Here is a 14393-nt window from a genome sequence, read left to right as displayed (position 1 = left end):
AGTTTTTATTTCTGACATTTATATTATAAATATATAAGTTTTATTTTCTGTATTTTTATCGTTTTAAAAAATTTTTTTATAAAAAAAAATTTATATTTTATAAAACATATTTTTAAACAATTTATTTTATAAAATTTTCTCTTTTCTATGTTATAATTTTATTAATAAACTAAAAAATGAGGAATAAAATGAAAAAATATATAGTAGAACATGAATTTGATGGCTATGAAATAGGAACTTATTTAAAAGAAACTAAAGGCTTCTCAAGTAGAGGTTTAAGAAATTTAGAAATTTATTTAAACGGAAAAAAAATTAAAAATAATGCTAAAAAAATTAAAAAATTAAATAGAATAGTTATTATTGAAAAAGAGAAGTCAACAGGTATAAAGGCTATGGATATTCCAATAGAAATCGCCTATGAAGATGAAAATTTTCTAATTGTAAATAAAGAGCCATACATTATAGTTCATCCCACACAAAAAAAAGTTGATAAGACTCTTGCAAATGCTATTGTAAACTATTTTGAAAAAACTATGGGTAAAACTTTAGTACCTAGATTCTATAATCGTCTGGATATGAATACATCTGGATTAATAATTGTAACTAAAAATGCCTATTCTCAAGCTTTCTTACAAGAAAAAACAGAAGTTAAAAAAGCTTATATGGCACTTGTTGATGGAATAGTTGAAAAAGATAATTTTCTTATAGATATACCTATTGGAAAAATTGGTGATGAACTGAGAAGAGTAAAATTAGAACCTGAAAATGGTGGTCAGTCAGCACAAACGGAAATTAAAGTGATAAAAAGATTTGAGAATAAAAACTTTACTCTTATTGAAGCTAAACTTTTAACAGGAAGAACTCATCAGATAAGAGCTCACCTCTCTTTAACTGGGCATACTTTACTAGGTGATGAGCTTTATGGTGGAAATATGAAACTAGCTAGAAGGCAAATGCTACATGCCTATAAATTAGAATTTAAAAATCCAAGAGACAATGAAATTATAAAAATAGAAATTGATTTGCCAGAAGATATGAAAAGATTAATCAAATAAAAATCCCTTTCAATGCAACATTTTCATATTTTTTAGTTGTTTTTATGTTAAAAAAATAATCAATATTATGATAAAATTATAAGCAGTCAAAATTTGACATATGTTTAAAAAAAGTATATATTTAAATATAGAACAAAGTTTTAAATATATTTTATTTTTATAAATTTTTAGGAGGTTAAAATGGCAGTAAAAGTAGCTATTAATGGATTTGGAAGAATAGGAAGATTAGCTTTAAGAGTTATGAGTGAAAATAAAGACTTTGATATTGTTGCTATAAATGATTTAACAGATGCAAAAACTCTTGCTCATCTTTTAAAATACGACTCTGCACAAGGAAGGTTTAATGGGACTATTGAGGTTGATGAAGAAGGATTTGTAGTTAATGGAGATAAGATAAAAGTTTTTGCTAAAGCTAATCCAGCTGAATTACCTTGGAAAGAACTAGATGTAGATGTTGTTTTGGAATGTACTGGCTTCTTTACAACTAAGGAAAAAGCTGAGGCACATATTGCAGCAGGAGCAAAGAAAGTTGTAATTTCTGCACCAGCTACAGGTGATTTAAAAACTATAGTTTACAATGTAAATCACGATACTTTAGATGGAAGTGAAACTATAATTTCTGGAGCATCTTGTACAACTAATTGCTTAGCTCCTATGGCTAAGGTTTTAAATGATAAATTCGGTATTATAGGTGGTCTTATGACAACTATACATGCCTATACAAATGATCAAAATACATTAGATTCTCCTCATAAAAAAGGAGATTTGAGAAGAGCTAGAGCTGCTGCTGAAAATATAGTTCCAAACTCAACTGGAGCTGCAAAGGCTATAGGTCTTGTTATACCTGAATTGAAAGGAAAATTAAACGGTTCTGCTCAAAGAGTTCCTGTAATAACTGGTTCTGTTACTGAACTTACTACAATCTTAGAAAAGAAAGTTACTGTTGAAGAAGTTAACGCAGCGATGAAAGCTGCTGCTAATGAATCATTTGGCTACACAGAAGAAGAATTAGTATCAAGTGATATCATAGGAATTGATTATGGTTCTCTATTTGATGCTACACAAACTACTATTATAGATGCTGGCGACAAACAATTAGTTAAGACAGTTGCATGGTATGATAATGAAATGTCATATACATCTCAACTTATAAGAACTTTAAAAAAATTCGTTGAACTTTCTAAATAAGATTTATAACTAAAAACACTTTAAGGGGGTTGTTACAAATTTGATTTATAGGTTTTTTACCATAGTTTATTTTATTATTTAAACTAAATATTAAAACTTATTTAATCATTAAAATATTGTAACAACCTTTTTTAATATTTTATATTGGAGGTAGTAAAATGAGAAAGATATATAGCTTTATAATTTTAATTTTTTTATTTACAGTAAATGCTTTTGCTGAAGTTGATGTCAACAAAATTGTATCTGATATAAAGAAAGATTTTGAAATTATGGATTCTAATAAAAATCTTAAAATAGAGAATACTCTAAAAACAGGAACTTATACAACTTATGACTTTATCCAAAATAATAATATAAAAATAGCTACTTTAGGTACTTACGAAAATAATACAGAAACTTATGAAAAATTCTATTTGAAGGACGATAAAATTAGTTATATCTCTACTGAAAAGATAAAGTATTCTTTTGATAATAACAATAAAAATACTATGAAAATAGAGAAAGAAGAACATAAATACTACTTTGATAATGAACAAAAATTAGTTAGATATATAGCTCCAGATAACAAAAGTTATGATGGAGATAAAATACCCAATGAAGTTTTCATAAAGGTTGAAAACTTAAAAAAGAATATGAAAACTCACTTAAAATTAAGTAGTTCAAAAGAAATTATAATGGAAGAAATGAAAAAAGAATTTGAAGAAGCTAATAAACTAATGACTAGAAAAATGGAAGAAATGAAAAAAGAAATGGATAATTTTTTCAATAAATTTTAAGGGAGACTAAAAATGAAAAAAATAATTACTGATTTAAATTTAAAAGATAAAAAAGTTTTGATGAGACTTGACTTTAATGTTCCTATGAAAGATGGAAAAATAAGTGATGAAAATAGAATTGTTGCCGCTCTTCCTACTATAAAATATGCACTTGAAAATGGAGCAAAAATTATAGCATTTTCACACTTAGGAAAAATTAAAACAGCGGAAGATAAAGCAAACAAAAGTTTAAGAGCTGTTGCCACAAGACTTTCTGAACTTCTAAATAAAGAAGTTAAATTTATTCCTACAACAAGGGGGGCTGAGCTAGAAGAAGCAGTTTCTGCTTTAAAAGCTGGTGAAATATTAATGTTTGAAAATACTAGGTTTGAAGATATAGACGGAAAAAAAGAGTCTAAAAATGATGTTGAGCTTGGAAAATATTGGGCATCTTTAGGAGATATATTCATAAATGATGCCTTTGGAACTGCTCATAGAGCACATGCATCAAATGTTGGAATAGCTCAAAACATCGGAATTGAAAATTCTGCTGTAGGATTTTTAGTAGAAAAAGAATTAAAATTCTTAGGTGAAGCTCTTGATAATCCACAAAGACCTCTTGTTGCTATTTTAGGTGGAGCTAAAGTTTCTGATAAAATTGGTGTAATTGAAAACCTTTTACTTAAAGCTGACAAAATTTTAATTGGTGGAGCTATGATGTTTACTTTTCTAAAAGCACAAGGAAAAAGCATAGGAACTTCTCTAGTTGAAGATGATAAACTAGAACTTGCAAAATCCTTATTGGATAAAGCTAATGGAAAAATTATCTTACCAGTTGACACTGTTGTTTCAGAAGAATTTAAAAATGATTCTGTTTTTTCAACAGTCAATATTGATGAAATTCCAAATAATAAAATGGGACTTGACATTGGAATACAATCTGTTAAACTATTTAATGAATACATTAGTTCTGCTAAAACAGTTGTTTGGAATGGGCCAATGGGAGTTTTTGAAATGCCTAACTTTGCAAAAGGAACTATAGGAGTATGTGATGCTATTGCTAAGCTTGAAAATTCTTTAACAGTAATTGGTGGTGGAGATTCTGCTGCTGCTGCAATTAGCTTAGGTTATGCAGATAAATTTAGCCACATCTCAACTGGTGGAGGAGCTTCTTTAGAATTTCTTGAAGGGAAGGTTTTACCTGGTATAGATGCCATTTCAAATAAATAAAAAATATTAAATTTTTAAGGAGAGTATATGAATTTTAAAAACTTAGGAGTTAGAGAATGGCTGGTAGTAGTCTTTATTATGCTTGGTTTAGTTGCTCTTGCTTTTGAAGATAAATTTAAACCCACAATTTTAGAAGCAAGTGCTTCTTCTGAAGGTTTTAATGGAGATATCAATCTTGATATTAAAGCTTACAAAAAAAGAAATGGTGAAATAAGGGTAACTGAAATCAATGCTAGTCATGAAGATACTGAAGCTATTGCAGACCCTGCTATAGCAAAATTAAAAGATATCGTTCTAAGCACTCAAAGATTTGAACTTGACACGATAGCTGGTGCCTCTTATACATCTGAAGGATTTATAGATGCTTTTAATCAAGCTATTGAAAAAATCAAGTCTATGTAATAATTAAAAAGGTGGTTTTATGAAAAAAATATTTTTATTCTTTATTTCTGTTTTACTGTTAAGTTCTTGTTCTGCTTCTTCTTTTTCACCTATACCAACTGCAGCTAATAGAGGTGGCATACTTGGAACTACTCAACGTATTCTCCATGGTGATTTTAGCGATTTTAAATCTAATGAAAAAAAAGAAGAGAAAGCAAATGTTGACACAGAAAATTTAAATAATATGGATAAAGAAAAAAATACTAAACTTGAGGAAAAAAATCTCCCTGCTGAGCCAATCCAAAAGAAAAAAATTAAATAGATATTGAAATAGAAAAAGGAACTATCATAAAATAATTGGTAGTTCCTTCTATAATTTATAAAATAAATTCTATAATTTATGGCGCTCCCAGCAGGGATCGAACCCACAACCCTCTGATCCGAAGTCAGATGCTCTATCCAATTGAGCTATGGAAGCAACCTTTCTATATAATATCAGATTTTTATAAAATTTTAAATAAAAATATTTACTTCTGTTTTAAAAATCTTAGATAGGAATTTATAAATTCATCAATATCCCCATCCATAACAGCTCTTACATTTCCAATTTCTGTATTTGTACGATGATCTTTAACCAAAGCATAAGGTTGAAATACATAGGATCTTATTTGATTTCCCCAACCTATATCCGTTTGTTCGCCTTGAATTTTTTTGAGTTCTTCTTCTTTCTTTTTCATTTCAATTTCTAATAGTTTAGATTTTAAAAGTTTCATTGCAGTTTCTCTATTATTAAGTTGAGATCTCTCTTTTTGACAAGTTACAACTATACCCGTTGGAAAATGTGTTATTCTAACTGCTGAATCAGTCATATTAACATGTTGTCCTCCTGCACCACTTGCACGATAAGTATCTATTCTAATATCAGCTGGATTTATTTCAACTTCTACATCATCATTTACCTCTGGCATTACTTCCACTGAAGCAAAAGAAGTGTGTCTTTTTTTATTCGCATCAAAAGGTGAAATTCTTACAAGTCTATGTACACCTTTTTCTGTTTTTAAATAACCATATGCATTTATACCTTCAACTAAAAATGTAACAGATTTTAGACCTGCTCCATCACCAGCTAGGTAATCAAGTTCTGAAACTTTATAATTTTTGGAATTACACCACCTAGCATACATTCTATACAGCATATCTGCCCAATCACAGGCTTCCGTTCCACCTGCTCCTGAATGTATAGTAACTATTGCAGAAACTCCATCGTATTCTCCATCTAGCAATAAAGCTATCTCAAAATTTTCTGTATCTTTTTTTAAAAATTTATGTTTTTGAAAAAGTTCATCTTTAAAACTTTCTTCTCCACTTTCAACAAAATCAATTAAAACTTCCTCTTCATCTCTTTCAGAAACCAAAGAATTATATTTTTCAATTATATTTTTTTCAAAATTTATATTTTTTATTATTTCAGAACTTTTTCTTTTATCTCCCCAAAAGCCGTCTTCCATAGTTAAAGCTTCCAAGTCTTTAATAGTTTGATTTCTCCTATCTAGGTCAAAGAGACCTCCTAATATTTTCAATTTTATCTTTTATTTCATCATACTCTCTTTTTAATTCTAATATATCCATTTTATCCTCCATAAAAATTAACTTTTAAAAATAATAGCAATAGCAGTTGCATATTCCTTCGAATGCGATATAGAAAGTTCTATATTATAAGTTCCAAATCTTTCCCTTATAATTTTATCCAATTTTTCTGATATTAAAACATAAGGTTTTCCAAAATCATCATTTAAAATCTCCATATCTGTCAATGAGTAATTTCTAACTCCAAGTCCAACAGCTTTAGCAATAGCTTCTTTAGCTGAAAATATCCCCGCATAACTTTCTTCTCTATTACCTCTTTTTTTTAAATTTTCTATTTCTTTCTCGGTACAAACTTTCCTTATAAAACCTTCCTTTAATATGGCCTTTTTTATTCTTTCTATTTCTATTATGTCATTACCTATTCCATAAATCATAGCATTCTATAAGCCTTTCTTGTATTTTCATTGGTTACTTTGACAACTTCCTCATAAGATATACCCTTTATTTCTGCAATTTTTTTTGCAACTTCAATTGTATAAATCGGTTCATTTCTTTTCCCTCTATAAGGTGTTGGAGCCATATATGGACAGTCGGTTTCAATAACTATTTTTTCTAATGGAATTTCTCTAACTACATCTACTAACTTCTTTGCATTTTTAAAAGTTAAAACTCCACCTATTCCTAAATAATACCTATCTATCATCTGTTTTGCTGTTTCTACCGAGCCAGGATAACAGTGTAAAATTCCTGTTATATCAGGAAATTCATTTAAAATATTTACTGTATCTTGCATTGCTTCTCTTGTATGGATTACAACTGGTTTTTTTGTTCTCCTTGCAAGTTCCATTTGTCTTCTAAATATTTTCCACTGTTCTTCCTTAGGTCTTGTCATCCAATGATAATCAAGTCCAATTTCACCTATTGCCAAAACTTTAGGATTTTTTGCAAGTTCTTCTAATTTTTTTTCATTTTCTTCACTGTAACCTTCTATTTCATCTGGATGATATCCAACTGTACAATAGATAAAATCATTTTTATTTGAATATTCAACCCCCATTTTACTACTCTCTAAATCATAGGCTATATTTACAACAAAATCTAAGTTTTCCTTTATTCTTTTAAAAACTTCTTCTCTATCTTCATCAAATTGCTTATTATCCAAGTGTACATGCGAATCTATTATTTTCATTTTTACTACTCCTAACTTTTCTCATATTTTATATTGTATCAAATTTATTTAATTTTCTCTAGTTTTATAAAACTAATAAATTTTTCTACAACAAATAAAAATATTTTAGACTATTTTTATTATAATAAAAAAGACCGTTGTCTTTTTTAACTTTTAATTTACAACAGTCTTTAAATAGTCTTAGGTAGATAAAATTTTATTAATTTTTACTTCTCAAACTTTTTTGATGGGCTTTTAATTTTTTTATTTACTAGGATTTCTTATAGAATGGCTCCTGATTTTCTGTAGCTCTCTTTCCAAAATCACTATTTAATTCCACCATATCAGCAAAATAACCCTTTGGTAAAAAGTCTGTTACTACACCTGCAATTTTTGTAAATACTTCATCTTTATCGCCATTAATATCTACAACTAATAAATATATCTTCTCCTCTTCTTTCATCATTAGACGAAGCCATATAGCATTTACTCTACTATCTTTCTTTGAATATTCTATTAAATTATTAACCATTTCTGTTGGGTATTCACTAGGTGTCCCAAGTATAACTTTCGTATCCTCTGCTATATTGTATTTTTTACCATTTATTCTAGCTTCTTTAATTGATTTCCAAATTTTTAAAGTTTCCTTATCTAATACGAAATTATCACTAAAAGGATTTATTACTATACCATGACTTCCATTATTACTAAAAATCATAGCCAAATAATCATCAAAATTAAAAATAGCAGTTTTTAAATTTTCTTTTTTTAAATCTTCCCACTTATAAAGTTCTTCCCAATCTATAAAAATTGGATAAAAAGCTTGGTTTTCTTGATTAGTTAGCATTGGAAAAGACATTTCAGTACCTTCTTTCAGTACGAAACTACCATCACTTTTTTCTTCTGGCTCGCCCGTCAATTCAATTACAGATAAAAAATGAGCCTTCATAGCTATTTCTTCTGCCAGCTTATTAAAAATTTTTACATACTCATCATCTTCCTTAGCTTTTCTTAAATCCTTAAATAATTCTTTCAATAAAGGATTTTCTAAAGGTTTGTTAACATCAACTTTCATAAATTTTCCCCCTTTATTATTTTTTTATTATTTCTAAAAAATCTTTTCTTTCAAATCTATATTTTTTACTACAGAATTGACACTCAGTTTCTATTTCTCCCTCTTCATCCAAAATTTTTATAAGTTCTTCTGCCCCTAGAGTTATAAGCCCCCTATAAAATCTATCCGAGCTACAATCACAACTGTATTTAACTTCTTTTTCCTCTAAGATTTGATATTCTTCAACTAAGCTGTCATCTTCTGTATCCATATCATCATACAGGAGATTTACAATTTTTTCTAAGCTCATTCCACCTTTCATAAGTTCATTCATTGGTCTTATTGCTTCTATCTTTCTTTCAAGCTTAGTTATAAATTCTTCATCAGCATTGGGTAATAACTGTACCATATAGGCTCCTGCACATAAAACTCTATTATCATTTGTAAATTCCATTGCAAACGCAATAACAGTTGGTATTTGCTCCGAACTGTAAAAATAATAGGAAATATCATTTGCAAGTTTAGAATAATCTATGTCAGCTATGGCAGTATAGGGTTCTTTTAAGCCCATATCCTTTATTATTCTCATCATTCCCTTTCCAAGACTATCAAAGTTATTGTTGGTTTCATTTATCAAATATGCTTTTATATTTCCTGTTGAATCTGAATTGACTATGATATTTTTTATATAGCCCTCAGTATCTGTTCTTATTGTTAATCTATCTTCACCTTTTAAAGTTGCTCCCATTAAAACCGCAAGGGTACAAAATTTTCCAAAAATATCTGCAGAATAAACATCATAATTATGAATATCCAATGCTTCCTGAATTAAATCTGTAGTATCCGTAACAAAAAATCTTGCATTTTTACTCGTTCCTCTTATTAACCTTCCCATTTTTTAGTATTCTCCTCATATCTAATCTTATCTTTTAAACTTTCATACATAGACTTTGAAATAAGCTCTTTCAATTCTATATTATTTACAATTCTACCATATTTTTGGATAAATTTTCTTATCTCTTTTATTTCCTTTTTGCTAAATCCATAATACTTTAAAACTTCATCATTGACTGTATTTATATATAAAAAATTTCTCTCTGGCTTTTTTATTATTTTAAAAGATTTTGATAACTTACTATAAGTTGCCTCCCTTATTCCTTTTATCCTTTTAAGTTCATCCAGTTTTTCAAAACCACCAGTTATTTCTCGATATTCTGTTATTTTTGTAACATAACTACTAGCTATCCCTCTACTTAACATTTCCTCAACTGTTACAGTATTTATATCCATTCTTTCATCTTTCTTTTCCTTCATATTTTGTGAGCTAATAATCACTTTAAAATCTTGACTATTCAGTATATCAATTTTTGAATATACATTCAAAAATATTAATAAAAAAAATAAAAATACAGTTCTTCTCATATTTTCTCCTACTATGAAGCTAACTAAAATTCTATTTATATTTATTAAACATGGCAATTTTTTCTAAACATCTTTTTTCGAGTTCTTTTATATAAAGTGCTGGATCTTTTGGATTCACAAATCTTTCTATATAGTCTATACCTTTTTTCTCTTCAACTACTACCTTACTTATACCACCGCCTCCAAGAGCCAAAGTATTTTGATTTTCTTCTATCATTTCAATATTAAAAATAGATTCTTTCCCTAATTTTGAATAACCTATATTTTCCCCCCACTCTATTATATTTTTTTGCCTATACATATAATAGGCGTATAATTTTTTTTCCTTAACAAGCTTAGTTATTTCTTGTTCAATTAAAGTTCTATCTATATCTTCCCTTTTTTGCTCTTCTTTAAAAAGTTTAGATGCCCTTTTAAAAGATAGGGAATGAATGGTTAGATTATCAACATCATATTTTTTTATTTCCTCTATTGTATTTAATATATCCTCTGTAGTTTCTTTAGGTAAGCCTATTATGAAATCCATATTTATAATAAATCCTAAATCCTTCGCAAGCTTAAAAATAAAATCAAAATTGTCTCTATCAAGCTTTCTATTTACTCTTTTTAAGCTCTCAATATTAAAAGATTGAGGATTTAAGCTTATTCTATCCACTCTATATTTTTTCATAAGTTCTAACTTTTTTATATTAAGTGTATCCTCACGACCCGCTTCAAAAGTAAATTCTTTTAGTTCACTTAAATCTATCTTTTCTATAAGTTTTTTCAAAACTCTTTCAAGGTCTTCCTCTGTAAGTGTACTTGGAGTTCCACCTCCAAAGTAAATTGAAGATATTTTTTTGTTATAGTTTTTTAAAAACTCTGCCATTATCTCAATTTCTTTTAAAAGTGCTTCCACAAAATCCTTATAAAATCTCCCTACGCCCCCATCTATTTCATATGAAGCAAAGGAGCAATATTTACACTTCGTAGGACAAAAAGGAATGCCTATATACATATTTATATGGTCCTTATCTAAAAGTTCCAATTCTTTTTTTACAACCATCTCCATTAAATCTATTTTTTCATCACTCACTAAGTAAAAATTTTTTAAGATTTCTCTTGCTTCAATATAAGAGCAGTTGTTTATTAAAAGTCTTCTTAAAACCTTAGTAGGTCTTACTCCCATAAGCGAACCCCAAGGATATTTTTTATTATAGAGTTTTAAAAGAACAATCTTTGCCATAGTCAACTCTTGATCTTCAACTTTTTCCCCCAAATTTTCATATTCAAATTTTACTTCCCTATTTAAATCATAAGAATAGACTGTCAAAAAAATTTTAGTTTCTGTTCTAACTATATTATATTTTATATGTTCCTTCTTTTCTTCCGCTAACATTATTCTTGCAAACTCTTCTATACTTCTTATGTTTAATTCCTTATTAAGTTCAATTTTCACTCTTAAAATTTTCCCTTCTATTGTATTTATGATTGTAAATTTTATTTTTTACTAATCTTTATTAAAATTCAGTATTTTCAATTGCTGTAAAGTATTTTTCTTTTGTTATCATATGATTTGTACTTCCACTTTCTATCAAATTAGGAATCTGATTTATTTTATTATTCATTATTAAATTGGCAACCGCCTTTGTATTATTTAAAACTTCAAAAATCGGTATAATTTTTCTTTTCTGTCTATCTATATATAAATCTTGTGAAAGAATGAATCTTAAAACAGAGGAAAGTTGATTTCTTATAAAATCTTTTCTTTCCGATGAAACCATAGATAATATTCTATTTATGCTCTCTGTTGCATTACTTGTATGCAATGTTGTTAAAACCAAATGCCCTGTTTCGGCCAATTTTAAAACAGCATATAAACTTTCTTCATCTCTTATTTCCCCAACCATAACAATATCTGGATCCTGTCTGAGTGAATTTTTCAGAGCTTCTTCATAAGATGATATATCCTGAGTTATTTCTCTTTGTACAATAAGGGATTTTTTATTTTCAAATACATATTCTATTGGATCTTCTATGGTTAAAATTTTATAATATTTATTTTCATTGAATCTTTCAATTATATTAGCTAAGGTTGTGGATTTCCCACTCCCAGTTATTCCTGTCACTAAAATCAATCCATCTTTTAAATTTAAAATTTTTTTATCTATTAACTCATTTATAAATTTATTTTTTAATAAAATAGGTTTATCCTTTATAAGCCTTATAACCATAGCAAGTCTATTCATAGTTAAAAAAGAGCTTATTCTATATCTGTTGTTGAAATCATCTATATAAATAAAGTCTTCCCCCATCTTTCCTTCACAAAGTTTTAAAATTTCTTCCTTTGTTATCTTAGAAAAATTTTTATCCACTCTAATCTCGCCGTATTCTCTATAATAAACACAGTCATTTTCAATTATATGAATATCTGAAATATTATTTTCTCTAGCATATTTAAAAATACTTAGTATAGTCATATTTCCACCTTATTTTATCATTTTTTTCTAGTCCTACAAAATTTTTATTTCCTTCTAAAAGATATAGCTTCAAGCAAATGTTTTCTATTTATTTGTTCACTGAGTTCTAAATCAGCTATTGTTCTTGATATTTTCAATATCTTATCATAGGCTCTTGCCGAAACTTTTAAATTTTCCAGTACAGAAGCTAAAAATTTTTTATCTTCTTCATTTATTTTACAAAACTTCTTCATATCTTCCTGTGTCATCTTTGAATTTGTTTTATTTGCTCCGTATCTTTTAGTTTGAATATCTCTAGCCTTAATCACTCTAGCTCTTATAATTTTTGAATTTTCTTCTTTTCTCTCATTTATAAGTTCATCTTCATTTAATCTTTTCATTTCTATAACTAAGTCTATTCTATCCAGTATAGGTCCTGATAATTTTCTCATATACTTTTCCACTTCATAATTGCTGCATTTACAAGTTCCTTCGTAGAGCATTCCGCAAGGACATGGATTACTGGTACCAATTAAAATAAAATTACTTTTAAATTCTAGCCTATACATAGCCCTCGTTATACTTACTAGTCCATCTTCTAATGGTTGCCTTAGAGCCTCCAAAACTACTCTTGGAAATTCACTCATTTCATCTAAAATTAAAATTCCTCCGCTTGCTAAGCTTATTTCCCCAGGCACTATTTTTTTACCTCCTCCAACCATAGCAGCTAAAGTAGTGCTATGATGAGGCATTCTTATGGGTCTTTTTAAAATTATAGGTCTATTTTCAGTTAATTCTCCAGCTATACTGTGGATTTTAGTACTTTCTATCACTTCTTCTTCCACCATTTCTGGCAATATTCCTTGCATTCTCTTAGCTAACATTGATTTACCAGAACCAGGACTACCAACAAGTAGTATATTATGACCTCCAGCTGCAGAAATTTCCATTGCTCTCTTAGCCATATATTGTCCTTTCACATCTGAAAAGTCTAAAAAATCATCTACTTTTCTTTCTATTTTTTCTCTTTCAAAAATATTTTTCTTTCCATTTTCTAAAAAATCTACAACTTCCTTTATACTTTTTACTGCAACTATTTCTACTCCATCAATTAAGCTTGCTTCGTTCCTATTTGCCCAAGGTAAAATTACTCCTTTATATCCTCTTTCTTTTGCTAAAATTACTGAATTTATAAGTCCCTTTACTCCTTTAACCTCTCCTTCTAAAGAAAGTTCTCCTATAAATAAATATTTTTTTATAAATTCATTTTCATCTTTCACAAGTTCACTGGCTATTAATATTCCTATTGCAATTGGTAAATCAAATTGTGCTCCTTCTTTTCTTATTCCAGCTGGAGATAGATTTATAGTTATTTTTTTGGGTTTTATTTCGTAGTCTGAATTTTTTAATGCTGCATTTACCCTATATTTACTTTCCATTATTGCTGTATCTCCCATACCTACTATAGAAAATACAGGAAGTCCATTACTTATATCAACCTCTACTTCAACTAGATAAGATTCCACTCCTAAATAACTACTGGTATAAATTTTTGTATTCATAAATCTCCTTTTATATTTATTTTTTATTTAGAATACTGCTATGTATACAAATTTTGTTAAAAAAAGTATTAGAAAAGGAACTATATAAATAGTTCCTTTTCATTTATCTGTTTTTCTTTATTATTTTTGCTAAGACACCATTTATAAACTCGTAGCTTTTTGTATCCCCATATTCTTTAGCTAATTCAACAGCTTCATTTACTACAACTTCTATTGGTATATCTTCTTTTAAAATTTCATAGGTAGAAATTATTAACAAACTTCTTTCAATATTCCCTATTCTCTTTAATTCCCAATTATCCATATTATTTCTTATTTCATCTTTAATCAAAATAATATTCTTAGATATTCCTTCTACATAGTTTTCTAAAAATTCCAAATCTTTTTGATTTTTCAAAATAGGTTCTCTATTTAAATATAAAGAATAGAATTCTTTTAACTCTGTATCTAAAATTTCAGTCTCAAAAACAATTTTAAAAAGTTCTTCTCTAGCAAGCTTTCTACCTTTTTTAGGCTTTAAATCTTGCTCTTCAAAATCTTTATCCATATAAAT

16 protein-coding genes and 1 tRNA gene are annotated in these 14393 nt (G+C 27.9%); 6 read left to right on the top strand and 11 right to left on the bottom strand.

Annotated features, from left to right (window positions below):
- The first annotated feature begins 188 nt into the window (after positions 1 to 188).
- From Q4A58_RS00135 to Q4A58_RS00110, 6 genes are all read left to right on the top strand, one after another.
- Complete coding sequence (locus tag Q4A58_RS00135) at positions 189 to 1055, top strand: RluA family pseudouridine synthase (protein WP_303115309.1); 867 nt, start codon at positions 189 to 191, stop codon at positions 1053 to 1055.
- A gap of 180 nt (positions 1056 to 1235) precedes the next feature.
- Positions 1236 to 2243, top strand: coding sequence for a type I glyceraldehyde-3-phosphate dehydrogenase (gene gap / locus Q4A58_RS00130; RefSeq protein ID WP_303115307.1), 1008 nt, complete (start codon positions 1236 to 1238; stop codon positions 2241 to 2243).
- Positions 2244 to 2401: 158 nt separating this feature from the next.
- Positions 2402 to 3019: a hypothetical protein gene (locus Q4A58_RS00125; protein ID WP_303115306.1), complete on the top strand. Its 618-nt coding sequence runs from the start codon at positions 2402 to 2404 to the stop codon at positions 3017 to 3019.
- Between the two features lie 12 nt (positions 3020 to 3031).
- Positions 3032 to 4228 carry a phosphoglycerate kinase gene (pgk, locus tag Q4A58_RS00120; RefSeq protein WP_303115305.1) on the top strand — a complete coding sequence of 399 codons (1197 nt, stop codon included), beginning with the start codon at positions 3032 to 3034 and terminating at the stop codon, positions 4226 to 4228.
- A 27-nt stretch (positions 4229 to 4255) separates the two neighbouring features.
- A complete protein-coding gene (locus tag Q4A58_RS00115) occupies positions 4256 to 4630 on the top strand; it encodes an FMN-binding protein (RefSeq protein ID WP_303115304.1) in 375 nt (124 codons plus the stop codon).
- A 19-nt stretch (positions 4631 to 4649) separates the two neighbouring features.
- Positions 4650 to 4931 carry a lipoprotein gene (locus Q4A58_RS00110; protein WP_303115302.1) on the top strand — a complete coding sequence of 94 codons (282 nt, stop codon included), beginning with the start codon at positions 4650 to 4652 and terminating at the stop codon, positions 4929 to 4931.
- A gap of 79 nt (positions 4932 to 5010) precedes the next feature.
- Here the strand turns inward: Q4A58_RS00110 and Q4A58_RS00105 are convergent.
- From Q4A58_RS00105 to nusB, 11 genes are all read right to left on the bottom strand, one after another.
- Positions 5011 to 5087, bottom strand: a tRNA-Arg gene (locus Q4A58_RS00105).
- Between the two features lie 49 nt (positions 5088 to 5136).
- Positions 5137 to 6238, bottom strand: a protein-coding gene (gene prfB / locus Q4A58_RS00100; RefSeq protein ID WP_303115300.1) for a peptide chain release factor 2 whose coding sequence is annotated in 2 segments (ribosomal slippage) — positions 5137 to 6165 and positions 6167 to 6238 — 1101 coding nt in all. Because the reading frame shifts where the segments join, the coding sequence is not laid out codon by codon here.
- A gap of 17 nt (positions 6239 to 6255) precedes the next feature.
- Entirely contained in the window at positions 6256 to 6630 is a 375-nt protein-coding gene (gene acpS, locus Q4A58_RS00095; RefSeq protein ID WP_303115298.1) for a holo-ACP synthase, read from the bottom strand.
- Positions 6627 to 7385 (bottom strand): TatD family hydrolase, encoded by a 759-nt coding sequence (locus Q4A58_RS00090; protein WP_303115296.1) that lies wholly within the window; start codon positions 7383 to 7385, stop codon positions 6627 to 6629. Before Q4A58_RS00090 ends, acpS begins: the two co-directional genes overlap by 4 nt.
- 250 nt (positions 7386 to 7635) lie before the next feature.
- On the bottom strand, positions 7636 to 8439 hold the full coding sequence (locus tag Q4A58_RS00085) for an enhanced serine sensitivity protein SseB (protein ID WP_303115293.1): 804 nt from the start codon (positions 8437 to 8439) through the stop codon (positions 7636 to 7638).
- Between the two features lie 16 nt (positions 8440 to 8455).
- Positions 8456 to 9313: an Hsp33 family molecular chaperone HslO gene (locus tag Q4A58_RS00080; protein ID WP_303115291.1), complete on the bottom strand. Its 858-nt coding sequence runs from the start codon at positions 9311 to 9313 to the stop codon at positions 8456 to 8458.
- The gene (locus Q4A58_RS00075; RefSeq protein WP_303115290.1) at positions 9301 to 9840 is read right to left on the bottom strand and encodes a helix-hairpin-helix domain-containing protein; all 540 of its coding nucleotides are present in this window, start codon (positions 9838 to 9840) and stop codon (positions 9301 to 9303) included. The genes Q4A58_RS00080 and Q4A58_RS00075 overlap by 13 nt, the downstream gene beginning before the upstream one ends.
- 31 nt (positions 9841 to 9871) lie before the next feature.
- Positions 9872 to 11278 carry a coproporphyrinogen III oxidase gene (locus Q4A58_RS00070; protein ID WP_303115288.1) on the bottom strand — a complete coding sequence of 469 codons (1407 nt, stop codon included), beginning with the start codon at positions 11276 to 11278 and terminating at the stop codon, positions 9872 to 9874.
- A 61-nt stretch (positions 11279 to 11339) separates the two neighbouring features.
- Positions 11340 to 12299 (bottom strand): type IV pilus twitching motility protein PilT, encoded by a 960-nt coding sequence (locus Q4A58_RS00065; protein WP_303115287.1) that lies wholly within the window; start codon positions 12297 to 12299, stop codon positions 11340 to 11342.
- Positions 12300 to 12343: 44 nt separating this feature from the next.
- Positions 12344 to 13840: a YifB family Mg chelatase-like AAA ATPase gene (locus Q4A58_RS00060; RefSeq protein WP_303115284.1), complete on the bottom strand. Its 1497-nt coding sequence runs from the start codon at positions 13838 to 13840 to the stop codon at positions 12344 to 12346.
- 103 nt (positions 13841 to 13943) lie between these two features.
- Positions 13944 to 14387 carry a transcription antitermination factor NusB gene (nusB, locus tag Q4A58_RS00055; protein ID WP_303115282.1) on the bottom strand — a complete coding sequence of 148 codons (444 nt, stop codon included), beginning with the start codon at positions 14385 to 14387 and terminating at the stop codon, positions 13944 to 13946.
- Positions 14388 to 14393: the final 6 nt, after the last annotated feature.

This window comes from Fusobacterium sp., assembly GCF_030528405.1.
Taxonomy (GTDB): Bacteria; Fusobacteriota; Fusobacteriia; order Fusobacteriales; family Fusobacteriaceae; genus Fusobacterium.
This window is presented reverse-complemented; position numbering and strand designations above follow the sequence as displayed.

Excerpts from the sequence above, each read along its gene's own strand:
- Q4A58_RS00060 (WP_303115284.1), bottom strand. The coding sequence starts at position 13,840 with ATGAATACAAAAATTTATACCAGTAGTTATTTAGGAGTGGAATCTTAT.
- Q4A58_RS00090 (WP_303115296.1), bottom strand. The coding sequence starts at position 7,385 with ATGAAAATAATAGATTCGCATGTACACTTGGATAATAAGCAATTTGAT.
- Q4A58_RS00135 (WP_303115309.1), top strand. The coding sequence starts at position 189 with ATGAAAAAATATATAGTAGAACATGAATTTGATGGCTATGAAATAGGA.
- pgk (WP_303115305.1), top strand. The coding sequence starts at position 3,032 with ATGAAAAAAATAATTACTGATTTAAATTTAAAAGATAAAAAAGTTTTG.
- Q4A58_RS00115 (WP_303115304.1), top strand. The coding sequence starts at position 4,256 with ATGAATTTTAAAAACTTAGGAGTTAGAGAATGGCTGGTAGTAGTCTTT.
- Q4A58_RS00110 (WP_303115302.1), top strand. The coding sequence starts at position 4,650 with ATGAAAAAAATATTTTTATTCTTTATTTCTGTTTTACTGTTAAGTTCT.
- gap (WP_303115307.1), top strand. The coding sequence starts at position 1,236 with ATGGCAGTAAAAGTAGCTATTAATGGATTTGGAAGAATAGGAAGATTA.
- acpS (WP_303115298.1), bottom strand. The coding sequence starts at position 6,630 with ATGATTTATGGAATAGGTAATGACATAATAGAAATAGAAAGAATAAAA.
- Q4A58_RS00075 (WP_303115290.1), bottom strand. The coding sequence starts at position 9,840 with ATGAGAAGAACTGTATTTTTATTTTTTTTATTAATATTTTTGAATGTA.
- Q4A58_RS00085 (WP_303115293.1), bottom strand. The coding sequence starts at position 8,439 with ATGAAAGTTGATGTTAACAAACCTTTAGAAAATCCTTTATTGAAAGAA.
- Q4A58_RS00080 (WP_303115291.1), bottom strand. The coding sequence starts at position 9,313 with ATGGGAAGGTTAATAAGAGGAACGAGTAAAAATGCAAGATTTTTTGTT.
- Q4A58_RS00125 (WP_303115306.1), top strand. The coding sequence starts at position 2,402 with ATGAGAAAGATATATAGCTTTATAATTTTAATTTTTTTATTTACAGTA.
- Q4A58_RS00065 (WP_303115287.1), bottom strand. The coding sequence starts at position 12,299 with ATGACTATACTAAGTATTTTTAAATATGCTAGAGAAAATAATATTTCA.
- nusB (WP_303115282.1), bottom strand. The coding sequence starts at position 14,387 with ATGGATAAAGATTTTGAAGAGCAAGATTTAAAGCCTAAAAAAGGTAGA.